This is a genomic window from Paracoccus aminovorans (assembly GCF_900005615.1).
GTDB classification, from domain to species: domain Bacteria; phylum Pseudomonadota; class Alphaproteobacteria; order Rhodobacterales; family Rhodobacteraceae; genus Paracoccus; species Paracoccus aminovorans.
Genome location: NZ_LN832562.1, coordinates 361,677 through 382,458 on the forward strand (window position 1 = coordinate 361,677; position 20,782 = coordinate 382,458).

Annotated in this window: 21 protein-coding genes and 1 pseudogene; 17 read left to right on the forward strand and 5 right to left on the reverse strand. The window is 62.3% G+C overall.

The genetic code is table 11. From position 1 onward, the window contains the following. The first annotated feature begins 37 nt into the window (after window positions 1–37). The 3 genes from JCM7685_RS20585 to JCM7685_RS19950 all read left to right on the forward strand — a co-directional run bounded on the left by JCM7685_RS20585 (window position 38) and on the right by JCM7685_RS19950 (window position 1,461). Window positions 38–160, forward strand: coding sequence for a hypothetical protein (locus JCM7685_RS20585; RefSeq protein WP_269458842.1), 123 nt, complete (start codon window positions 38–40; stop codon window positions 158–160). Further along, complete coding sequence (argC, locus tag JCM7685_RS17730; RefSeq protein ID WP_074970344.1) at window positions 157–1,185, forward strand: N-acetyl-gamma-glutamyl-phosphate reductase; 1,029 nt, start codon at window positions 157–159, stop codon at window positions 1,183–1,185. Before JCM7685_RS20585 ends, argC begins: the two co-directional genes overlap by 4 nt. Window positions 1,186–1,293: 108 nt before the next feature. Further along, window positions 1,294–1,461: a hypothetical protein gene (locus JCM7685_RS19950; RefSeq protein ID WP_170848974.1), complete on the forward strand. Its 168-nt coding sequence runs from the start codon at window positions 1,294–1,296 to the stop codon at window positions 1,459–1,461. A 54-nt stretch (window positions 1,462–1,515) separates the two neighbouring features. Here JCM7685_RS19950 and efp read toward each other — a convergent pair whose 3' ends face one another. Continuing rightward, the gene (efp, locus tag JCM7685_RS17735) at window positions 1,516–2,082 is read right to left on the reverse strand and encodes an elongation factor P (RefSeq protein WP_062562355.1); all 567 of its coding nucleotides are present in this window, start codon (window positions 2,080–2,082) and stop codon (window positions 1,516–1,518) included. Between the two features lie 120 nt (window positions 2,083–2,202). Between efp and epmA the strand changes: the two genes are divergently transcribed. From epmA to JCM7685_RS17775, 8 genes are all read left to right on the forward strand, one after another. Further along, window positions 2,203–3,246 (forward strand): EF-P lysine aminoacylase EpmA, encoded by a 1,044-nt coding sequence (gene epmA / locus JCM7685_RS17740; protein ID WP_074970346.1) that lies wholly within the window; start codon window positions 2,203–2,205, stop codon window positions 3,244–3,246. A gap of 147 nt (window positions 3,247–3,393) precedes the next feature. Beyond that, window positions 3,394–4,674 carry a lytic murein transglycosylase gene (locus JCM7685_RS17745; protein WP_074970349.1) on the forward strand — a complete coding sequence of 427 codons (1,281 nt, stop codon included), beginning with the start codon at window positions 3,394–3,396 and terminating at the stop codon, window positions 4,672–4,674. 802 nt (window positions 4,675–5,476) lie between these two features. Further along, on the forward strand, window positions 5,477–6,265 hold the full coding sequence (locus JCM7685_RS17750; RefSeq protein WP_074970351.1) for a metallophosphoesterase: 789 nt from the start codon (window positions 5,477–5,479) through the stop codon (window positions 6,263–6,265). 76 nt (window positions 6,266–6,341) lie between these two features. Beyond that, window positions 6,342–7,454: an AAA family ATPase gene (locus JCM7685_RS17755; protein ID WP_074970354.1), complete on the forward strand. Its 1,113-nt coding sequence runs from the start codon at window positions 6,342–6,344 to the stop codon at window positions 7,452–7,454. Between the two features lie 97 nt (window positions 7,455–7,551). Then, complete coding sequence (locus JCM7685_RS17760) at window positions 7,552–8,025, forward strand: DUF6634 family protein (protein ID WP_074970356.1); 474 nt, start codon at window positions 7,552–7,554, stop codon at window positions 8,023–8,025. A 1-nt stretch (window position 8,026) separates the two neighbouring features. Further along, entirely contained in the window at window positions 8,027–8,845 is an 819-nt protein-coding gene (locus JCM7685_RS17765) for a metallophosphoesterase (RefSeq protein WP_074970358.1), read from the forward strand. 1 nt (window position 8,846) lies between these two features. After that, entirely contained in the window at window positions 8,847–9,254 is a 408-nt protein-coding gene (locus JCM7685_RS17770) for a hypothetical protein (protein ID WP_074970360.1), read from the forward strand. 1,002 nt (window positions 9,255–10,256) lie between these two features. Then, window positions 10,257–12,035 carry a patatin-like phospholipase family protein gene (locus JCM7685_RS17775; RefSeq protein WP_083412936.1) on the forward strand — a complete coding sequence of 593 codons (1,779 nt, stop codon included), beginning with the start codon at window positions 10,257–10,259 and terminating at the stop codon, window positions 12,033–12,035. Between the two features lie 683 nt (window positions 12,036–12,718). Here the strand turns inward: JCM7685_RS17775 and JCM7685_RS17780 are convergent. The 4 genes and pseudogenes from JCM7685_RS17780 to JCM7685_RS17795 all read right to left on the reverse strand — a co-directional run. Beyond that, a pseudogene (locus JCM7685_RS17780) lies at window positions 12,719–12,916 on the reverse strand (aldo/keto reductase); the annotation flags it as partial. 133 nt (window positions 12,917–13,049) lie between these two features. Further along, entirely contained in the window at window positions 13,050–13,778 is a 729-nt protein-coding gene (istB, locus tag JCM7685_RS17785) for an IS21-like element helper ATPase IstB (protein WP_028030902.1), read from the reverse strand. Then, window positions 13,778–15,277 carry an IS21 family transposase gene (gene istA, locus JCM7685_RS17790; RefSeq protein ID WP_090271472.1) on the reverse strand — a complete coding sequence of 500 codons (1,500 nt, stop codon included), beginning with the start codon at window positions 15,275–15,277 and terminating at the stop codon, window positions 13,778–13,780. Before istA ends, istB begins: the two co-directional genes overlap by 1 nt. A gap of 112 nt (window positions 15,278–15,389) precedes the next feature. Beyond that, a complete protein-coding gene (locus JCM7685_RS17795) occupies window positions 15,390–15,590 on the reverse strand; it encodes a helix-turn-helix domain-containing protein (RefSeq protein WP_074967835.1) in 201 nt (66 codons plus the stop codon). A 96-nt stretch (window positions 15,591–15,686) separates the two neighbouring features. Here JCM7685_RS17795 and JCM7685_RS17800 point away from each other — a divergent pair, with 96 nt between their 5' ends. Genes JCM7685_RS17800 through JCM7685_RS17825 form a run of 6 tightly spaced genes read left to right on the forward strand, consistent with a single transcriptional unit; the run spans window position 15,687 to window position 20,765 of the window. Further along, entirely contained in the window at window positions 15,687–16,793 is a 1,107-nt protein-coding gene (locus tag JCM7685_RS17800; protein ID WP_074967836.1) for an NAD(P)/FAD-dependent oxidoreductase, read from the forward strand. Further along, window positions 16,768–17,085: a (2Fe-2S)-binding protein gene (locus tag JCM7685_RS17805; RefSeq protein ID WP_074967838.1), complete on the forward strand. Its 318-nt coding sequence runs from the start codon at window positions 16,768–16,770 to the stop codon at window positions 17,083–17,085. Before JCM7685_RS17800 ends, JCM7685_RS17805 begins: the two co-directional genes overlap by 26 nt. Further along, complete coding sequence (locus JCM7685_RS17810) at window positions 17,082–18,464, forward strand: FAD/NAD(P)-dependent oxidoreductase (RefSeq protein WP_074967840.1); 1,383 nt, start codon at window positions 17,082–17,084, stop codon at window positions 18,462–18,464. Before JCM7685_RS17805 ends, JCM7685_RS17810 begins: the two co-directional genes overlap by 4 nt. Further along, complete coding sequence (locus JCM7685_RS17815; RefSeq protein WP_074967842.1) at window positions 18,461–19,225, forward strand: ABC transporter ATP-binding protein; 765 nt, start codon at window positions 18,461–18,463, stop codon at window positions 19,223–19,225. Before JCM7685_RS17810 ends, JCM7685_RS17815 begins: the two co-directional genes overlap by 4 nt. 24 nt (window positions 19,226–19,249) lie before the next feature. Next, window positions 19,250–20,029 (forward strand): ABC transporter substrate-binding protein, encoded by a 780-nt coding sequence (locus tag JCM7685_RS17820; RefSeq protein WP_211657840.1) that lies wholly within the window; start codon window positions 19,250–19,252, stop codon window positions 20,027–20,029. 46 nt (window positions 20,030–20,075) lie between these two features. Then, entirely contained in the window at window positions 20,076–20,765 is a 690-nt protein-coding gene (locus tag JCM7685_RS17825) for an ABC transporter permease (protein WP_074967846.1), read from the forward strand. Window positions 20,766–20,782: the final 17 nt, after the last annotated feature.

Genomic DNA, 20,782 nt, shown 5'->3' on the forward strand with positions numbered 1-20,782 from the left:
TATATTAATATGTATTTATGATGTTAACCTGGACAAGATGGCCAAGGTCACCTTCCTTGACACGGCGGGGCGCAGCGCCTACTGCGCGGGCAGGCTCCGCGCGGGCCGTTTCACGCAGATGCCGCCTTGGCGCGGCAAGTTCCTCGGGATCGAGACATGACGCTGAAAGCTGCCATCCTGGGCGCCTCGGGCTATACGGGCGCCGAACTCGTGCGGATCCTCGCCACGCATCCCGCGATCGAGGTCGCGGCGCTGTCGGCCGATCGCAAGGCGGGGCAGGGCTATGACGAGGTCTTTCCGCATCTGCGCCACCTGAAACTGCCAAAGCTGGTCCGGATGGAAGAGATCGACTTCTCGGCCATCGACCTGGTGTTCTGCGCCTTGCCACATGGCCTCAGCCAGCCGCTGGTCGGGCAGATCCCCGGCCATGTGAAGATCGTCGACCTGGGCGCCGATTTCCGGCTGCGCGACCCGGCGGAATACAAGAAATGGTACGGGCTCGACCATGCCGCGCCCGAGGTGCAGCCGCAGGCGGTCTATGGCCTGACCGAATTCTATCGCGACCAGATCAAGGGCGCGCGGCTGGTCGCCGGCACCGGCTGCAATGCCGCAACGGTGCAATTCGCGCTGCGGCCGCTGATCGGATCGGGGCTGGTCGACCTCGACGACATCATCTGCGACCTGAAGAACGGCGTGTCCGGGGCAGGGCGCTCGCTCAAGGAAAACATGCTGTTCGCCGAACGCTCCGAGGATGTGGCCGGCTATTCCCAGGGCGGCAAGCACCGCCACCTGGGCGAGTTCGACCAGGAGTTCTCGCTGCTGGCCGGCCGGCCGGTGCAGATCCAGTTCACCCCGCACCTGGTCCCGGTGAACCGCGGCATCCTGGCATCCTGCTATCTGAAGGGCGAGCCGCAGGCGGTCCATGCCGCGCTGGCCCATGCTTATGCCGACGAGCCCTTTATCGTGGTGCTGCCCTTCGGCCAGCTGCCGGCGATGGCGCATGTGCAGGGCTCGAACTTCTGCCATATCGGCGTGACCGGGGATCGGATCTCGGGCCGCACGCTGGTGGTCTCGACTCTGGACAACCTCTGCAAGGGCTCCTCGGGGCAGGCGGTGCAGAACGCGAACCTGATGCTGGGCCTGCCCGAGACCGAGGGGCTGATGCTGGCGCCGATCTTCCCCTGACGCCAGCGGCCTGCGGCGCATTCTTCGGAACTTTCCCGGGAACCCGGACCCTTCTCCGCGCGTCTTGTTGCCAGAGCGGCGGGTTGTCGCCGCAGAGGAGGAACTGGAATGCATAGCCTGTTTGCGACGGCCGCTTCCGTCATGGTGCTGGCGCTGGCCGCCTGCGGAAACAATGCCACCGAACGCGCCGCGACAGGCGGCCTCGGCGGCGCGGTGGTGGCGGGACCCGTCGGCGCCGTGGCCGGGGCCACCGTCGGCGCTGCTACGACCCCGTGAGGGCATGAAAAAGGGCAGGGCCGTGGCCCCGCCCGTCATGCGACTCTCAAGACCTCAGGCCTTGGCGCGCTCCACATAGGTCAGATCGGCGGTGTTGATGATGACCTTGGTGCCCACGCCGATATGCGGCGGCACCATGATGCGCACGCCGTTATGCGCCATCGCCGGCTTGTAGCTGGACGAGGCGGTCTGGCCCTTGACCACCGGCTCGGTCTCGACCACCTCGACGGTGACCTTCTGCGGCAGTTCGATGGCGATGGCGACGCCGTTATGCACCTGCAGGAAGACGCTGATGCCGTCCTCCAGAAACACCTTGTCGTCGCCGACCACGTCGGGCGAGACGACGACCTGCTCATAGCTTTCCGGCTCCATGAAGTGGAAGCCCTCGCCGTCCTCATAGAGGAAATTATAAGCGCGCTCGTCGACATGGGCGCGCTCGACCTGTTCGGTGGTCTTCCAGCGCTCGGACACCTTGTTGCCGTCCGAGATGCGGCGCAGGTCCACTTGCGTCGTCGGCGTACCCTTGCCGGGGTGGAAGTTGGTCGCCGTCAGGACGACATGAAGCTTGCCGTCGATCTCGACGACATTGCCTTTGCGGAGGCTGGAGGCGATGACTTTCAAGGCGGTTTCCCTTGCCTGCTTTTCAAATTCCGACGCGCCGGCTATGCCGGCGATGATGGTTTCCCTTAGCGCCTCGCGCGGCTTTGCGCCAGTCGCAAGCAGCGAAAAACGAGGTCTGCGATGAAAACCGCCCCTGAAACGCCCTGGTGGGACCGCGACCGCCACGCTGGCCGCCGGCCCTTGCTGCTGGCCCGCAACCGCATCCAGCGCGCACTCCGCGACTGGCTCGACGCCCAGGGTTTCACCGAGGTCGATCCGCTGGCCTTGGTCGTGAGTCCCGGAAACGAGGCGCATCTGCACGCTTTCGAGACCCGGCAGATCGGCAATGACGGCCAGCCTCGGCCGATGTATCTGCACACCAGCCCGGAGTTCGCCATGAAGAAGCTGCTGGCGGCGGGCGAGGCGCGTATTTTCGCCTTCAGCCATGTCTGGCGCAACCGCGAGCGCGGCCGGCTGCACAGCCCCGAGTTCTGCATGCTGGAATGGTATCGCGCCGGACAGGATTATCGCGTTCTTTTCGAGGATTGCTCGCAATACCTCAGGCTAGCGGCCGAAGGTGCGGGGGCGAAAGTGCTGCGGTTCCGGCAGGCGGAATGCGATCCCTTTGCCGCTCCGCAGGTAATGAGCGTGGCCGAGGCCTTTCGCGAATATGCCGGCATCGACCTGCTGGCGACCTGCGACGGCGCCGAGACCGATGCCGCCGCGCTGCGCGCCCAGGCCGAGGGGCAGGGCATCCGCCTTGGCATCGACGACACTTGGTCCGACATGCTGTCGCGGATCCTCGTCGAGAAAGTCGAGCCGCATCTGGGCCACGGCCGGCCGCTGATCCTGGACCGCTATCCGGCCGCCGAGGCCGCGCTGGCCCGACCGGCCGGCGACGAGCCGCGCGAGGCCGAACGGTTCGAGCTTTACGCCTGCGGCGTCGAACTGGCGAACGGCTTCGGCGAGTTGACAGATCCCGCCGAACAGCGCCGCCGCTTCGAGATGGAGATGCAGGAAAAGGCCCGAATCTACGGTGAGCGTTATCCGCTGGACGAGGATTTCCTGGCGGCCTTGGCGCAGATGCCGCCGGCCTCGGGTTGCGCCCTGGGGTTTGACCGGCTGGTGATGCTGGCAACCGGCGCGCCGCGCATCGACGAGGTCGTCTGGACACCAATCATGTAATAACAGCATATTGTGCTCGATATATGATTTGCTTTCGAGACGAATTCAAGGACAGGATGCGCGACGCATTGCCACCACCGTGATTTCGCCTTTCGGCCCGATCACGGGAACGCTAGGTTGAAGAAAACACATGCGCGAGGGCAGGGAATGCGGGTTTCATTGCGACTGACGGCCACGTTGACGGCTTTGGCCTTGGTTCTGGGCGGATGCAGCGGCGGGATGTATTCCCCGCGCGGCGGCGTGCCGCAGCAGAGCCAGGAGATCAAATGGGGCCGCAACCAGAACCCGCTGGCTGCCAAGGTTGCCGGGCTGAACCAGTGGATCGCCGGCTTCAAGGCCAATGCGCGCGCCCAGGGCATCAGCGACAGCACGCTGGATTTTGCCTTCCGCGACGTGGTCTACAACCCCGAGGTGGTCAAGCGCAGCCAGAACCAGGCCGAATTCAAGAAATCCCTCTGGGAATACCTGGAAAACGCGGTCTCGGAAAAGCGCCAGACCAACGGCCGCGCCGCGCTGGGACAATATGGCAGCGTGCTGAGCCGCGTCGAGGCCGCCTATGGCGTCGACAAGGAGATCGTCACTGCCGTCTGGGGCATGGAATCGACCTATGGTGAGCGGCGCGGCGATCTGCCACTGATCGAGGCGCTGTCCACCTTGTCCTATGAAGGCTATCGCGGCGACTTCTTCCGCAGCCAGCTGATGGCCTCGCTGAAGATCCTGCAAGCGGGCGACATCGACCCCGCCCACATGACCGGCAGTTGGGCCGGCGCCATGGGCCATACCCAGTTCATTCCGACCACATACCTAGCCTATGCCGTTGATTTCACGGGCGATGGCCGCCGCGACATCTGGTCGAACGATCCGTCGGATTCGCTGGCCTCGACGGCGAATTACCTGGCGAAATCCGGCTGGCAGCCCGGCCTGCCGGCCGCGGTCGAGGTGACGCTGCCCGCCGGTTTCAACACCGGCCTTGCCGGCAAGGGCAAGCGGCGTTCGGTCTCGGAATGGCAATCGCTGGGCGTCCGCCAAGCCACCTCGCGGCCTTTGCCGCCGGCCGGTGCCTCGACCGAGTTGCTGATCCCCGGCGGCGCCGACGGCGCGGCCTTCCTGATCACCCGCAATTTCCATGCCATCCTGCGCTACAACAATGCCGACAGCTATGCGCTGGCGGTGGCGCATCTGGCCGACCGGCTGAAAGGCTATCCGGGACTGGCGAACCCGTGGCCGGCCAGCCACCCGGGCCTGCGCATTGAGCAGCGCAAGGAGATGCAGCAACTGCTGACCGCGCGCGGCTTCGACACCCAGGGCGTGGATGGCAATGTCGGCTCGAACACCATTAACGCGATCCGGGCCTATCAGACCTCGCGCGGGCTGCCGCCGACCGGCGAGCCTTCGGCTGCGCTGCTGGAGCAGCTTCGCCGCGGCTGAGCGGCGCGCGGGAAAACAAAACGGGCGAAGGCCACCACAACCTTCGCCCGTTTTCGTCGGGGCGATCGAAAACCGCTTACCACCACAACAAGCTACCGCTGACCGACGCGTTATCCTTGCGCCAATTCGAGGCTGTCGGAAAGCTGGCGATTTGGACAGGATGGAAAAGTTGGGGCACAAGTTTAGCTTGTTTATTACATAATACGGATTATCATTCGAGAGGCGCATCACGGTTGTAACCTTTGTCGAACAACCGAAATAATGGCCATTCGGGCCTCTTTTTTGTCCTTTCTACAACCATTTCGTGGCCATTGCCGTAGCCGGTCCTAAGCAAAGTCTTTTGATTTCAATATATTGATACAAACCGAGCAATCGGTGCCTGCGATCTTGACCCGTCACCCAAGCTCGAAACCGGCCCGTTGACCGCCGTGCCGCCGCTCGGCAAGGTCGCCTCAATCTCATCCGGAGCGATGGAACGGCCTGAGGGTCGCCGGATCTCGGAAGTTTCCTGATCACCAAGTTTCCGCCGGAAAGCGCCGCTTCTCCGAACGGCGGAGCCATGTCTCGAGGGTCGACGCAATGTCGCAACATTAAACCCATCCAGGTTGAGCCGGTCGTCAGCCCGCCTCCCCTGCCCTGACCCACTTCCATCCTGTCGGAATCGCCCGGCCGGTTCTCCGGCCGCCGGCCCCGCTTTGCCAAAAGGAATCCTCATGTCCTGCATCCCGTTTTACGCGGCTCGCCTCTTCAATCCGAGCGATGGCCGAATTGATCTCGATCTCGCCGAAGAGGAGCGCATCCAATGACCATCCTGATCGTGGCCGACCTGCACCTCGACCTCTGGGCCCGCGCCGGGCGCAATCCGTTTGCCGGCATCCTGCCGGTGCTGTGTGACCTCGACGCGCTGATCATCGCCGGCGACTTCGCCAATGATCCGCGGCGGAGCTGGTCCCTGGCACTGTCCCGGCTCGGGCGGCTGGTGCCGCCCGCGCGTATCTGGGTCATTCCCGGCAATCACGACTATTACGGTGCCACGCTCGACGACAATGTTCTGGCCCGGATCGTAACGGAGGCCGGGGCGAACCTTGCCCAGAAGCGGGTGCTGACTTTCGGCAATTGCCGCCTGCTGTGCTGCACGCTCTGGACAGACTTTGCACTGACCGGCGATCCGGAGGCGGCCATGGCCCGCGCCGGGATGGGGATGCTGGACTACGCCCGGATCCGTCGGGCGGAGGGCGGGCTTATCCGCCCCGAAGACACCATCGCGATCCACCGCGATCATCTCGACTGGCTGACGCGGGAGATCGCCAGGCCCTGGCACGGACAGACCATCGTCGTCACCCATCACGCCCCAAGCCCGGCGGTCTCCGGTCCGATCTCCAGCATCAGCCCGGCCTTCGCCTCGGATCTTGACGGCTGGATTGAGGCGCGCCGGCCCGACTACTGGTTCTTCGGTCACACGCACCGACCGCTCTCGGCCCGCATCCGCGGCGCGCCGGTTGTCAACGTCTCGCTCGGCTATCCCGACGAGGTGCCCGAGGGTGGCGAGGCCGAGCTTCTGCTGCGCGGCCTGATCTTCCCCGGCGCCTGATTCCCATTCTCCCCAACACTTCTTCCCCGGCCGGGCCTCTCCCGACCGACGGCCCCTACATGTCCGGAGTAAACCCATGTCCAGCACCATCCCCTTCATCGAGGCCCGCTTCTTCAGCGCGAACGAGGGCCGCATTGAACTCGGAACCCGCTTCAAGAAGCATCTGCGCAAGCTGCGCTGCAGGAGAATCCCCCCGGAACTGCTGGCTCCGCCCGAAGACGTCAATGCGGGAGGTGACGATTCAGACATCGATCTGATGGACATCATCGGGATCAGCGCCGATGATGCGGCGCGCATCCAGCGCCGGGTCAAGCGAATCCTGGAATATCGCAAGGCCGCCTCTGGCCTCGAACATCTGAAGTCCGATGACCGCGAGCGGCTGGAGGTGCTGAAGGACGGCGCCCGGCTGATCTCCATCCGAAACGAGCATCACGCCGACGAACTGGCCGCAGCCTTGCACGAGGACATGCCCTGGATGGCCCCTGCCATCGAGGTGGTCTGGCACGCGATGCGCCGCTCGTGGCGCGAGGGCTTGCCGGGTCTCAGAATCCCGCCCCTCCTGCTCGATGGCCCGCCCGGCATCGGCAAAAGCCGTTTGGCGCGGCTTCTCGGCAAATTGCTGTCCACGTCCACCACCGTGATCGAGGCCACTGGGGAAAACGCCTCGTTCGGCGTTGTCGGCTCCCAGCGGGGCTGGGGCGGGTCCTGCCCGGGCCGCCTGATCGAAACGATCCTGCAAAGCCGTATCGCCAATCCGGTCATGGTGGTCGACGAGATCGAAAAGGCCGGCACCGCTGTTTCGACGAAGGGTCACGCCTTCGGTCTGGCCGAAGCGCTTCTGCCTCTGCTGGAACCGCTGACCGCGAAGCGCTGGAGCTGTCCCTATTACCAGGTGAAGTTCGACATGAGCTGGGTGATCTGGGTGCTGACATCCAATGACTATCAGCTGCTGCCGGAGCCCTTACTCAGCCGCTGCCCGCCGATCCGGCTGCGCCATCTCACCCTTGCGGAACTGGTCGCATTCGTCCGCCGGGAGGGCAAGAAACGCAACCTGTCCGAGACCTCTATCGAGGCGATCTGCGAGGTTCTGGCCCATCCTTCTCTGCGTCAGCATCAACCCAGCCTGCGGGTCGCCGCCCGCATGCTGCGACGCGCTGCCGATCTGGAACAGGGACCGACGCTCCACTGAGCCGGCCCATCCCCTTTTTCCATACTTCCCTGAATCCGACGCGCCTGCGGCATTGCCGCAGCCGCCCTCTTCATGCCATCGAAACGGAGATATCATCATGAAACTTTCACCCATCGACCGTGCCTGGTTCGACAAGGTGCTGCGCGCCATCGCCGCCGCCGAGGCCGGCCCCTCCGAGGCGGACCTCGCGCAGGCGCCGGTCCTGTCGGACTGGAAAGCGGCGATCTCGCCCGGCGGGCATATGATGCTGTGGGGTGAGGTGACCGATCACCCTCTCCTCGGCAATGCAAGCATCCACACCTCGCAGCTGATCGCGATCGATCCCGAGTCCGGCTGGGCCCGGACCGCATCACGCTGGTATCGGCTCGGCCGATCCATCGACGCCCTTGAGGCGGAACTGGCTGAATCCATGAACGGAAAGGCGAAGCTCGCGGGCTCCGTCCAGTTCGCCCTGCCGGGATTCGCCAACATCGACGACCCGGAGCTGCTTCAGAAGCTTCTGGCCACATATATCGCGCGGGTGCGCGAGATCGACGCGGCGGACTGTTCCGCCTCCACAGAGGAGGAGTGACATGCACTGGTTCACCGCCGATCCGCATTACAGCCATGACCGGATCATCCGCTTCTGCGACCGCCCGTTCTCTGACGTGGCCGCGATGAATGCCCGCCTGCTGGCCGAGTGCCGGGCACGGGTCGGGCCTGATGATGATCTCTGGATCCTAGGAGATTTCACCGCAGGAAGATCCACCGATGCGCAACGGCGCGAGGTGCGCACCATTTATCATGCCCTGCCGGGCCGCAAGCATCTGATCCGGGGCAATCATGATGAAGACTGGATCTGCGACCTGCCATGGGACAGCCTGGCCGAGACCGCCGATATCGTCGTGGACAAGCGGCGACTGTTTCTGTGCCACTATCCGATGATCACGTGGCCCGGCGCGCGGCACCAAGGTCTGCAGCTGTTCGGCCATGTGCATCAGAACTGGCAAGGCTCGCGCAACAGCGTCAACGTTGGCGTGGATGTCTGGGATTTCCGGCCGGTGACACTGTCCGAAATCGAGCGCCGCGCGGCCAGACTCCCTGTCAATGCACATTGGGACCAAGTTGAGCCGGGCCGCGCCTGGCCCACCGAGCTGTGTGCGGGCTGCGGCGCGATCCTGGATCCGGCGCTTGTGTTCGGGCAGGCCGTGGTGCGCAAGGGACGGATCGTCGTGGCTGCGACGAACGAGACGATCGTTCTCCTGGGAGCGGCCATGCGCAGATGGCTGCCGGAGGGCCGGCGGGTCTGCCCGGAGTGCATCGGCGGCTATCTCTCGGTCAGCGAGGTCACGCTGCCAGCCGGATTTACTTTCGACGAGATGCGGAATCGGGCCGTTCCCAAGGGGAAATAGAATGCCATCGGGAAAATCCTCCCACAAAACCAGCGTCGAGGCGCGTCTCCTGGCCAGTATCGACCTGATCGATGCGGCGCAGGCCTGCGCGCTGCTGCGCATCGAAACGGATGATCCGGAAAGCGCCATGCAGGCCATGGCCCCCGGTGATGCCATCATCACCCTGGTTCAGAATGGTGAGATAAGGTTGCCGCTGTTTCAGTTCGATGCGGCGAACGGCCGCGTCTTTGATGTCGTCCGTGACATCCTGAAGCTCAGGCCGGTTCATATCAGCAACCTGATGCTCTGCTACTGGCTGACCCGCTCCCACATGGATTTTGGCTGTGCGCCGGCGCACCGGTTCGGGAAAGATGACGCGGCAATCGTCGCCGCATTCAGGCGATATATCGAGCCTGATCGACATGGGTAACCGTCCCAGGCCAGCCAGCATCACTGTGGCCCAGTGTCTGCGATGCGCCCGCAAGATCTCGCCGCTTGGCCCTTCGGCCGCCAAGCCGACAACGATATGGATTAGCGATTGCTAAAGACGGTCGATCACCTGCGGCAAAGGGATGCTGATACAAGAAGCGCCGTTCCTCCCACAAGAAGATGAACAAACGAGAAGCCGAATGCCCCTTCGCGGCGCGGACGCGCATGAAAAATCTTTCGCGTGCGCAGGACGAGGCGGACATGGCAAGCGGCCGCATCACGCCGGAGGAAATGCAGGAGATCAAAGCTCCGGGCCTGCGCAACATCCTGCGAAACGCGCGCTTGGGGCGGCGAGGTCGTTCCGACAGTGGTAGTCCGATCTATAGACTGGCGTATTAGATGACGCGCGCGCATGTGGACTTCGGCGGCGCGCCTGCTGACCGGCTCGGCCGGGATGACGTGGGGGTCCTGGTCGCATTCCGGCGACACATCGAGCCGAACTGGCAGGCCAAGCTGGCCAGTGTTGAGCCGTGGAGGATCGTGGCTGAGCCCGAGGGTGGTCTCGCAGGTCTCGGCGTGCTCACAACCTCTCCATTGTCACAATGCCTTGTTGGCGACCCACCTCAGGGCCACTCACTACCCTGCTTCGGAAGGGCTGGGGATACGGATCTCGCCCTTCACCCCCACCTTTCCAGTAGTTGGGCAACGTAACATACCCGTGGTCATGGAAACTTTTTTCGCATATCTACTGGGATGACAAGATGGGGATCTAATGAAAGTTGCATCGCAAACTTTTCTTTGCCGCATAACAGGCGCATAGATGCACGGCTGCAGTCAGCCCAGAGAGCACTGTTACTTGACCATCATGGGCTGGTGCGCAGGCATTGTAGCACGTCATTCCGTCACAATGTGACCAGCCGTCCCCGCATCAGCACTGCAATTGTTGCGGTGCGACCCATTGGGGAGTTTGAGGCGCATTTAGCATAATTCTGGGTTCTAAATAATGCATGAAGATACGATTCAAAATCATCCCAAGAAGAGAATTTATTTAGCATTGGCCGGGGGCGGCGCGAAAGGGATTGTCCACGCAGGGGCTTATGCCCACGTTTCAAGAAAATATGATATCGTTGGTGTTTCTGGAACATCAGCTGGGGCGATTGTAGCAGCATTAATTGCCGCAGGCTTCACGGCGGACGAACTATTTCATGAAAGTCCAGACGGAAAGGGGGTTAGTCCAGTATTTGAGAAAATTAAGGAGAAACATAAAGACGTAAAAGTCCTCAGTGACCTTCTGGGGAAAAAGAACTTCGCGTCTCTCCGCCGCATGAAATCCACTGCATCCGTCGTTTTTGAAATTCTTGCCAGAAGGCGAAAGCTTTCTCTCCTCATTGTTTCCATTCTTGTGTTCGCTGTGTGGAAAGTCCCCCTGGGCGCCGTTGATAATATATCGGATAATTGGTGGGTTGAAGCAGTTTTCTTCTTAATTACCTTGGCTCTCAGGATTGCCGTGACATTCGTTCTAGTAATGTCACATGTTTTCCTTTCGGTAACCAAAGTAACAAAGAATGGAATTGCATCAACCTCTAGGGCAATAGAGGCGGTGTGCAATATAATCGCGGAAAAAATTGGGGTGGCCGGTGGGCAGGAGGTTTATCTCGACTGCCTCCCTATGCCTTTGATGATAATTGCGACCGATGTGAAGGGAAAGAAGGCCAGAGTGTTCAGAAGTGGAGTTGACCGAGTGAAACTGTGTGATGCTCTGTCTGCATCCATCTGCATCCCGATCGTTTTTCCCCCTCACGTGATCGATGGCGCCGAGTATTTTGACGGAGGCATTGTCTCGAATCTTCCATTGTATGTGTTTGCCGAGCAGGGGAAACTTTTCCCGGAACGGAAAATAATTGGATTCGGCATAACTGAGGGTGATGAAGAGTTATCCAGCCCGAGCAGGTTTAAAATTGTGCGTTGGGCTCACTCCCGGACTGGACAGATGAGAAAGGGTTTGGAGAACCTTCTTTTTCCGGTTGATGAGGTTCAGTTCTATATGGGGAGTATATTTGGAACTTTTTTCACAGGGACTCAGGAGCTGGCCCATATCGGAAGCAATACAATTCCGATCAACATCAAGACAAAACTGAAGACAACGCAGTTTGACGTCACGCCTTCTCAAGCCCTGCTTGCATACCGGCAGGGTGTGATCCATGCAATATCCGTGGATAATGAGTTCGAGATCGACGATTATGCCCGAGATTTCTGCAAAATCCTTTTCGAACTTGTTTCAATGAACATGCGGCTACCGTTGGGGGCTATTCCACGGTGCGAGGAAAGAATAAGAATCGCATTAGCTTTCAAGAAGCCACACAATTTTTCTACTTTGTCGCTAAGGTATGGCTATGGCTTCGAGATATCACCTGACATGAATATTGATCTCCCCATAGATAGCAGCTCCTGCGGTGAGGCCTGGTTATCGCTCAAACCGGTTTTCGAGAATAATCAGATTAATATTTTCCAGAGATTGAGTAGTTACGAACACATTTTGGGCAGGATATCACCAAATATAAAATGGGTGATCTGTGTGCCTATCGTCGAAGATGGCAAGAGCGAGCCGGAGTTCGTTGTGAATATTGATGGCAACTGGGCGCTTGAGTCTCGGCTAGTAGATGAAGCGGGCATTGAAATTGCTCAGGAAGTTGCTATATTCGAGATAGCTCGCAAAGTTACTCTGCGTGGGCGAGATCTTGCTACTGTTATCCGGGACCACAGGGAAAGTGCCAAGTCATGACCGTGCAAACGCACCACGAGCCTAGCGCTTCTACAATCGCCCTGCGCCGAAAAATGGCGGAGTGGCAAGCAAGTGGCGGTGTCGATGAAGTTATGACTAGTCCTCGCTCGAGCCGCGAAACCAGGTTCCAAGAAGATGGGAAGCAGCTCCGGCTTCGCATCCAGGATGCCAAGAGAAAAAGGTTGGCAATTGATGCAGAGCTCGCTGCTGCTCTGCTCAAGCAAAAGCATTCGGGGAGTGGGTTGGTCACACTCTTCGGTGGTCTCCTACGCAAGTTTGGCTGGTAGTAACCCTTCTTGTCTGTCGCCGACGTCGTAGCTAATAGGGTCCCTTGTCGAGGCGATGAGCGGTTTGCGACTTGAAAGATGAAGATTTCGCAGACCCTTATCCCGGACCTTCTCGCTAGGGTTGGGATCAGATATCATCGCTCGCTCGATCTCACCGGGGAAGGCATCGACTTCACTGGTGGTGACACCGGGACCTCAAGTTCACACCGAGGCATTGCAGTGGGCCAACAAGGCGGAATTGCTACAACAACGCTTACCCTTCACGGTCGACTTGAAGGGCAAGCTGCTGCCGATTGCAACTGACAGCCCACGGGCGCACCCACTTTCGCGAACGCGCCCTGCGCTGTCGGCTTGACGTGAAGGGCGGTGGCCATGAGAGCCCAAAACTGCTGCCCCTCACAGCCCCGTCATCTTCAGCACGGCTTCCGGCAGGCGCTCGCCCTGAACCTCGATCTTCGCGGCTTCGGCATCGATCTCGGCGAGATCGGCCGCTGTCAGGTCCAGATCGACCGCACCCAGGTTCTCCTCCAGCCGATGCAGCTTGGTGGTGCCGGGGATCGGCACGATCCAGGGCCTCTGCGCCAGCAGCCAGGCTGTCAATCGGCATTCAAACGGGCCCCCTGATCGGCGTCCAAAAGTGACCCCTTTGGCGCGCGGGTGAGCAGGCCCGTGGCGGCGTAGCTTTCCAGCTGGCGCAGCCGACGCGGGCCTGCGTTTTGGAGGGTGTTCAGGCTCGGGTTTTGATGCGCCAGCTGTCGTTGCCGGTCTCGACGATGTCGCAGTGGTGGGTGAGCCGGTCGAGCAGCGCGGTGGTCATCTTTGCGTCTCCGAAGACGGTCGGCCACTCCCCGAATGCGAGGTTGGTGGTGACGATGACGGAAGTCTGCTCATAGAGCTTGCTGATCAGATGGAACAGCAGCTGGCCGCCGGACTGCGCGAATGGCAGGTATCCGAGTTCATCGAGGATGACGAAGTCGAGCCGCATCAGATGTTCTGCAAGCCGGCCTGCCCGTCCGGCACGGGCCTCGGCCTCCAGCCTGTTCACCAGATCGACGACATTGAAGAACCTGCCCCGGGCACCATTGCGGATGACCGCGCGCGCTATGGCCACAGAGATATGGGTCTTGCCGGTCCCGGTGCCGCCAACCAGCACGACATTGCGCTGTTGGCTGAGGAACTCCCCGCTGGCCAGATCTCGCACCAGGGTCTCGTTGATTGGGGTGTCATCGAAGGTGAACTCCTCGATCTCCCGGGCATAGGGCAGCTTGGCGGTGGTGATCTGGTATTTGACCGACCGCGCTTTCTTCTCGTTGATCTCGGCGGCCAGAAGATCTCCAACGATCTGGCGGGGTTCGTGCTGGCGGCGCACAGCCACCGCCATGAGTTCGTCATAAGCGGCGCGCATCCCGTAGAGCTTCAACTCGCCCATTGCAGCCATGATGTCAGCACGATCCATCAGCAGGCCCTCCGCAGCAGATCATAACGGGCGCAGTCCGCCACAGGCTCATGGGTCAACTGCAAGGCCGGAGAGGTCAGCAGAAGCGGTGGTGGTTCCGGATCTCGCCTGCGGGATAGAATATTGAGGATTACATCGGCAGAATGGACGCCTTGCGAGAGAGCTTCGGCACATGCCTTTTGAACCACAGGCATCCCTTCCGTCAGCACAGCGCCGAGGACCTTCACCATCTGGCGGTCGCCATCTGAGGAGCCCTGCAGCTTGCGGCGGATCTGTTCAAGAGCTCCGGGAAGAACCCAGTCCTTGAACGGTGCGCCGTTACGCAGCGCCCCGGGTTTGCGAAGCAGAACAGGCACATAATGCCAGGGATTGTAAACCGTTCGGTCCCGGCCGAAGTGACGCGGGTGGTCTCCGACCAGTCGGCCCTCCTGCCGGATCTCGATCCGCTCAGCATAGGCCCTGATCTCGACCTGCCGCCCGACAGCCGTTGCCGCGACGGAGTATTTGTTGTTGTCGAAGCGCACGAGACAGGTCTTTGACACCGCCGCAGGCAGTGAATGGAATCCGTCGAAGCGCCCGGCATAGGGGACAAGGTGCGGGCGCTCTTCCTGGAAGACCTGCCAGACGGTTTTGTCCGTCAGCTCCGGATGCTTGCTGGTTCTGGCCGAGGCGATGCACTTGTCCAGCAGCCAGGCATTCAGTTCCTCGTAGCTCTTGACCCTGACGCGGGGCGCGAAAAACCGCTGACGGACAGTGCCGACCTGGCTCTCCACCTGGCCTTTCTCCCAACCCGCAGCAGGGGTGCAGGCAACGGGTTCGACCAGATAATGGCTGGCCATCTGCAGGAACCGACGATTGTAGAGGCGTTCCTTGCCGGTGAAGATGGTCTCCACCGCCGTCTTCATGTTGTCGTAGATCCCGCGGGTGCAGGTGCCCTTGAAGAAGGCGAAAGCCCTGTCGTGGGCATCGAACACCATCTCCTGCGTCTCGCGCGGATAGGCCCGCACAAAGAACATCCGGCTGTGGCACAGGCGAACATGGGCCACTTTGATGGTGGTGGTCGCCCCATCGATCACCACAACCTCGTGGCTCCAGTCGAACTGATAGGCTTCACCGGGCGCAAAGCTCAGGGGCACGAAGGCGGCAGAAGCGCCTGAACTCTGAGTGCGTGCCCAGTTCGAGGCGTAGCGGCGCACCGCGTCATACCCACCTTCATAACCGAGACCGCTCAGTTCTTCGTAGATCTGTATCAGAGACTGACGTTCCCGGCTGGACCGCGCGGCGTTGACCTCCAGCAGCCGGTTGAGTTCCCCCAGCCAGGCACCCAGCTTCGGGCGCGGCTGCACCGTCCGGGTATAGGTGAACTCGGTAATCCCGGTGCGGATCACCTTCCGCACCACCTTCTTCGACAGCTTCAGGTCACGGCAGATCGTCTTGATCCCCTTGCCCTCGGTGAAATGTAGCCGCCTGATTTTTGCGATTGTCTCCACGATCAGCATCCCGTGCTCGGCCTCCGATAATCATCGAAGGCACAATGGACCCAACCCCCGGTCGGTGGGGTCCATTTTGGACGCCGATCACCCCAGAAGCGGGGTCCTTATTGCAAGCCGTTCAACACGCATCGGCCTCGGGCGTGGGAGTGAGGCTGCGGCCGATGCGGGCGAACAGCGCAAAGCCCAGTTCCGCCTCCAGGTCGGCCAGCAACCGGCTGACCGAGGGCTGGGTCAGAAACAACAGCTCGGCGGCGGCGGTGACAGAACCGCTTTCGATGATGGCGCGAAAGGCTTCGATCTGACGATGGGACAGCTTCATGGCGGACTCATAGCGTTTACGAATGAATAGCAAAAAATTTCAGATTTTACACATCATTCGTTCTTGGGGCATTTGAACCACAGGGAGGAACAAGCGATGTCGGCGGACGCAGGCACAGCAATCATCGGCGGCGGTATCGTAGGCCTATGCTTGGCCCTGGGTCTGGTCACGCGCGGGCATGACGTGCTGGTGCTGGATGGCAGCGACCGGGACATGCGCGCCTCGCAAGGTAATTTCGGGTTGGTCTGGTTGCAGGGCAAGGGCGCGGGTTACGCGCCCTATGCGCGATGGTCGCTTCAGGCGGTGCGCGCTTGGACCGACTTTGTCGAGAGGCTTCAGTCGCTCTCGGGTGTCGATCTGGCGCTGTGTCAGCAGGGCGGTTACGAGTTCTTCACCGATCAGGAGGAGTTCGAGCGATTCGGGCAAGACCTGCGCAGGCAGGCCGATGCGCTTGGCGAAGGGTTTGACTTCGAACTGCTGACGCATGCCGATCTGGCGCATCGGCTGCCGGGCATCGGCAAGGGCGTCGTCGGGGCAAGTTTCTGCCCGCTGGATGGTCATGTGAACCCGCTGCGCCTGCATGTCGCGCTGCGCAAGGCCTGCCTTGCCAGCGGCGTCCGCGTCAGTGATGACGCGAGCGTGACGAGGTTGCGTTCCATGGCCAGCGGCTATGAGGTGATCTGCCGGGACCGCCCGCCGATCCGCGCCGATCGCGTTGTGCTCTGCGCTGGACTGGGGGCGGCACAGCTCGGCCCGCAACTGGGGTTCCGCGCCCCGATCCGCGCGCAGCGCGGCGAGTTGCTGATTACCGAGCGCGTCGCCGACCCATTGCCCTTCCTGTCCAGCACCATCCGGCAGGTGGATGAAGGCGGGCTGCAGATCGGCGGCACCAAGGCCGAATCCGACCGCGATACCGAATCCATCGACCAGATGGCCGGGCTGGCGCGGCACGCCGTGCTGGTCTGGCCGCAACTGGCCGACATCCGCGTGCTGCGCAGCTGGGCGGCGCTGCGGGTGATGACGCCGGATGGCTATCCGATTTATCAGCGCGCGCCGGAACATCCCGGCGCCTTTCTGATCACCTGCCACAGCGGGGTGACGCTGGCGCCGCTGCACGCAACGCGGCTGGCCGCGTGGATCGACGACGATCCCGCCGCCCCGGATCTGGAGGCTTTCGATGAACGCCGCTTCGCGCTTTCGTGACGCGCCGGGTGTGGTCCCGCGCAGCATCCGCATGAGTTTCGAGGGCGAGACCGTCCTGGCCCATGCCGGCGAAAGCGTCGCCGCTGCGCTGCTGGCGCATGGTGGCGATGCCACGCGCCACACGGCTGTCACCGGCTCGGGCCGCACGCCCTTTTGCATGATGGGGGTCTGCTTCGATTGCCTTCTGACCATCGACGGTCGCCAGAACGTGCAGGCCTGCATGACTCCGGCGCGCGAGGGAATGGTCATCATGCGCCAGCATGGCGCGCGCCGGATCGGGGGCGCGCCATGATGCGCGCCGATCTGGTCGTCATCGGCGCCGGCCCCGCCGGCATGGCCGCAGCACGCATCGCCGCCGAAGGCGGGTTGCAGGTTATGCTGCTGGACGAACAGGACCGCGCGGGCGGACAGATCTATCGCAATGTCGCGGCTGCCGCCGGGCGCGACTGGCTGGGCGCGGACTATGCCAGGGGCGCCGATCTGGTCCGTAGTCTCGACCATCCGGGGATTGAGCATGAGTCCCGCGCGACGGTCTGGCGCATCGACCAGGATCGGGGCGTGATCTGGTCGCGCGACGGGGAAAGCCACATTTCCGCCGCCGCGCATGTCCTGATCGCCACGGGCGCGCAGGAGCGACCGGTCCCATTTCCCGGCTGGACCCTGCCCGGCGCCATGCCCGCGGGCGCCGCGCAGATCCTGATGAAGCAATCGGGGATGCTGCCGCGCGACGCCATCCTCGCCGGGTCCGGGCCGCTGTTGTATCTGGTCGCGGCGCAGATGATCGCCGCCGGCTCGCCCCCCATTGCCCTGGTCGAAACGGGAACCGGCCTGCTGCGGGCTTCGCCGAAACTGCTGCGGGCCTTGCCGGGAGCAAGGACGCTGGCCAAGGGTCTGGGTCTGATCCGCCGCATCCGCGCAGCCGGCATCCCGCGCTATCATGGTGCGACCGGATTTCTGGCCGAGCAGGTCGAAGATGGCCGTGTCGCCTTCAGCTTCACCACGCGCAAAGGCCGGCAGCATCTGGCATGCGGCCTGCTGCTGACGCATCTAGGCGTGATCCCCCAGACCCATCTGACGCGGTCGATGGGTCTTGCGCATGACTACGACGATGCCCAACAGGCATGGCGACCGCGACTGGATGGCTGGGGCCAGTCGTCGATGGAGCATGTCTTTGTCGCGGGTGACGGTGGCGGCATCGGCGGCGCCGATGCCGCGCGGGCGCAGGGCGCGCTTGCCGCTCTGGCGATCCTGCATCGCGCCGGCCGACTGGACGCGGAAGAACGCGACGACCGTGCCCGCCCGCTCCGGCGCGCCCTGTCGCGCAGCCTGTCTGTCCGCCCACTCCTGGATGCCGCCTATTCGGTGCCGCCCGCTTTTCTTGCCCCGCCGGATGACACCATCATCTGCCGCTGCGAGGAGGTCACCGCCCGCGCCGTCCGTGAGACGGTAGCGGACGGCACGCATGGCTTGCGCCTGATGCGCACTGCGCTGCGCACCGGCATGGGCCCTTGTCAGGGACGCATGTGCGAAGCCACCGTCACCGGCCTGATTGCTCACGCAACCGGCCGACATCCCTCCACCATCGGCCCCGGCCGCATCCGAACTCCTGTCAAGCCCGTCACCCTGGCCGAGATCGCCTCGCTTGGCCTTCAGCCCGAGGAAACCGCATGACCGAACCCGCCCTGCGTATAGAGAACATCCGCAAGAGCTTTGGCGACCACGAAGTCCTGAAAGGCATCTCCATGACCGCCGAAAAGGGCGACGTGGTGGCGATCCTCGGTGCCTCGGGGTCGGGCAAAAGCACCTTCCTGCGTTGCATCAACTTGCTGGAGACGCCGAACGACGGGACCGTCTGGCTGAAGGGCGAGGAGATGCGCATGACCACCCGCCACGGCACCCGCCGCCCTGCCGATCTGCGCCAGGTCGAACGGATGCGGTCAAGGCTGGCGATGGTGTTCCAAGGCTTCAACCTATGGTCGCACATGACCGTGCTGGAAAACATCACCGAAGGCCCGGTGCATGTTCTGGGCACCCCTCGGCGCGAGGCACAGGAAAAAGCGACGGCCCTGCTGGCCAAAGTCGGACTGGCTGACCGCGCCGACTATTACCCCGCGCATCTCTCCGGCGGCCAGCAGCAGCGCGTGGCCATTGCCCGCGCGCTTGCGATGGAACCGGACGTGATGCTGTTCGACGAGCCGACCTCGGCGCTTGACCCGGAACTGGTGGGTGAGGTTCTGGCCGTGATGCGTGCCCTGGCCAACGAAGGTCGCACCATGCTGGTCGTCACGCATGAGATGGCCTTTGCCCGCGATGTCTCGACCCGGACCGTTTTCCTGCATCAGGGGCAGGTCTGCGAAGAGGGCGCGCCCGGCGAACTGTTCCGCAATCCACAGACCGAGCAATTCCGGGCCTTCCTGTCCCGGATGAACTGAAAAATCCAACATAATGGTATGAAAATGATCAAGAAAACCCTTCTCGCCGCCGCCCTCGCGACCCTCGCCACCGGCGCATTCGCCCAGGATAGCCTGCGCATCGGGGTCGAAGGCGCCTATCCGCCCTTTTCGTTCAAACAGCCCGATGGCAGCCTTGCCGGCTTTGACATCGACATTGCCAAGGCGCTTTGCACGCAGATGCAGCGTAACTGCGAGCTTGTCGAACAGGAATGGGACGGTATGATCCCGGCGCTGAAGGCGAAAAAATTCGACGCCATCATTTCCTCGATGTCGATCACCGAGGAGCGCAAGCGCCAGATCGACTTTTCGGAAAAATACTACAAGACGCCGGCCCGCGTCGTGGCGCCCAAGGACTCGGGCCTTGAAGGCACAGCCGAGGGTCTGGCGGGCAAGCGGTTGGGCGTGCAGCGCGGTTCCACCCATCAATGCTACGCCGAGGCGCATTTCCCCGATGCCGAGCTTGTCCTTTACGGCACCCAGGACGAGGTGTTCCGCGACCTGTCGCTTGGCCGCATCGACGCACAACTGTCGGATTCTCTGATCGCGCAAGAAAGCTTCCTCTCCGAGCCCGAGGGCGCGAACTACGCCTTCCTGCCCGGTGATCACACCGATGTCGACTGCTATGGCGAGGGCGTGGGCATCGCCGTGCGCAAGAGCGATGACGAATTGCGCGACACCTTCAGCGCGGCGATCAAGGCGATCCGGGACAACGGCACCTACAAGACCATCAACGACAAGTATTTCCCCTTCGACATCTACGGTGGTCGTCCCGAGGGCATGTAACGCAACCGGGCGCGCTTTACGCGTCCCGCCAGCCAGCGAGGCTCGGATGGAACTACTTGTCGAATATCGCGGACAGCTTCTGGCCGGGCTCGTCACCACGGTCCAGCTTGCTCTGGCCTCGCTGGTGCTGTCCGTGACCCTGGGGCTTTTGGGCGCCTGGGCCAAGCTGTCGGCCAACCGTGCGGCCAATGCCCTGGCGGGCGCCTATACCACCGTAGTGCGCGGCGTGCCCGATCTGGTCCTGATCATGCTGGTCTTCTTCGGCGGCCAGGTCACGGTCAACGCCATCGGGTCGGCCACCGGCCTGTGGGACTATGTCGAGATCAGCCAGTTCGTCGCCGGCGCGCTGACCATCGGGGTGATCTTCGGCGCCTATTTCACCGAAACCTTTCGCGGCGCCATTCTGGCCATCCCGCGCGGGCAAATCGAGGCGGGTATCAGCACCGGCATGTCGCGCCCGCTGGTCTTTCGCCGGATCATCTGGCCGCAGATGGTGCGCTATGCCTTGCCGGGTTTCGGCAACAACTGGCTGGTGCAGCTGAAAACCACGGCGCTGGTCTCGGTGATCGGGTTGCAGGATCTGGTTTATAATGCGTTCTCGGCGGGGCGCTCGACCGGGGCGCTGTTCACCTTCATGGCGGCTGCCTTCGTCATCTATCTGGCGCTGACGGCCCTTTCTGATCTGGGGCTACGTGCGCTGGAACGCCATTACAGCCGCGGCGTGGCGAGGGCGTGACAATGGAAAACCTGCTG

What these genes read in the sequence shown, in the direction of transcription:
- JCM7685_RS17750 (WP_074970351.1), top strand. Translation starts at nt 5,477, where the DNA reads ATGACCATCCTGATCGTGGCCGACCTGCACCTCGACCTCTGGGCCCGC.
- JCM7685_RS17760 (WP_074970356.1), top strand. Translation starts at nt 7,552, where the DNA reads ATGAAACTTTCACCCATCGACCGTGCCTGGTTCGACAAGGTGCTGCGC.
- JCM7685_RS17825 (WP_074967846.1), top strand. Translation starts at nt 20,076, where the DNA reads ATGGAACTACTTGTCGAATATCGCGGACAGCTTCTGGCCGGGCTCGTC.
- epmA (WP_074970346.1), top strand. Translation starts at nt 2,203, where the DNA reads ATGAAAACCGCCCCTGAAACGCCCTGGTGGGACCGCGACCGCCACGCT.
- JCM7685_RS17775 (WP_083412936.1), top strand. Translation starts at nt 10,257, where the DNA reads ATGCATGAAGATACGATTCAAAATCATCCCAAGAAGAGAATTTATTTA.
- JCM7685_RS17815 (WP_074967842.1), top strand. Translation starts at nt 18,461, where the DNA reads ATGACCGAACCCGCCCTGCGTATAGAGAACATCCGCAAGAGCTTTGGC.
- JCM7685_RS17805 (WP_074967838.1), top strand. Translation starts at nt 16,768, where the DNA reads ATGAACGCCGCTTCGCGCTTTCGTGACGCGCCGGGTGTGGTCCCGCGC.
- JCM7685_RS19950 (WP_170848974.1), top strand. Translation starts at nt 1,294, where the DNA reads ATGCATAGCCTGTTTGCGACGGCCGCTTCCGTCATGGTGCTGGCGCTG.
- JCM7685_RS17795 (WP_074967835.1), bottom strand. Translation starts at nt 15,590, where the DNA reads ATGAAGCTGTCCCATCGTCAGATCGAAGCCTTTCGCGCCATCATCGAA.
- JCM7685_RS17765 (WP_074970358.1), top strand. Translation starts at nt 8,027, where the DNA reads ATGCACTGGTTCACCGCCGATCCGCATTACAGCCATGACCGGATCATC.
- istA (WP_090271472.1), bottom strand. Translation starts at nt 15,277, where the DNA reads ATGCTGATCGTGGAGACAATCGCAAAAATCAGGCGGCTACATTTCACC.
- JCM7685_RS17820 (WP_211657840.1), top strand. Translation starts at nt 19,250, where the DNA reads ATGATCAAGAAAACCCTTCTCGCCGCCGCCCTCGCGACCCTCGCCACC.
- istB (WP_028030902.1), bottom strand. Translation starts at nt 13,778, where the DNA reads ATGGATCGTGCTGACATCATGGCTGCAATGGGCGAGTTGAAGCTCTAC.
- JCM7685_RS20585 (WP_269458842.1), top strand. Translation starts at nt 38, where the DNA reads ATGGCCAAGGTCACCTTCCTTGACACGGCGGGGCGCAGCGCCTACTGC.
- JCM7685_RS17770 (WP_074970360.1), top strand. Translation starts at nt 8,847, where the DNA reads ATGCCATCGGGAAAATCCTCCCACAAAACCAGCGTCGAGGCGCGTCTC.
- JCM7685_RS17745 (WP_074970349.1), top strand. Translation starts at nt 3,394, where the DNA reads ATGCGGGTTTCATTGCGACTGACGGCCACGTTGACGGCTTTGGCCTTG.
- JCM7685_RS17810 (WP_074967840.1), top strand. Translation starts at nt 17,082, where the DNA reads ATGATGCGCGCCGATCTGGTCGTCATCGGCGCCGGCCCCGCCGGCATG.
- argC (WP_074970344.1), top strand. Translation starts at nt 157, where the DNA reads ATGACGCTGAAAGCTGCCATCCTGGGCGCCTCGGGCTATACGGGCGCC.
- JCM7685_RS17755 (WP_074970354.1), top strand. Translation starts at nt 6,342, where the DNA reads ATGTCCAGCACCATCCCCTTCATCGAGGCCCGCTTCTTCAGCGCGAAC.
- JCM7685_RS17800 (WP_074967836.1), top strand. Translation starts at nt 15,687, where the DNA reads ATGTCGGCGGACGCAGGCACAGCAATCATCGGCGGCGGTATCGTAGGC.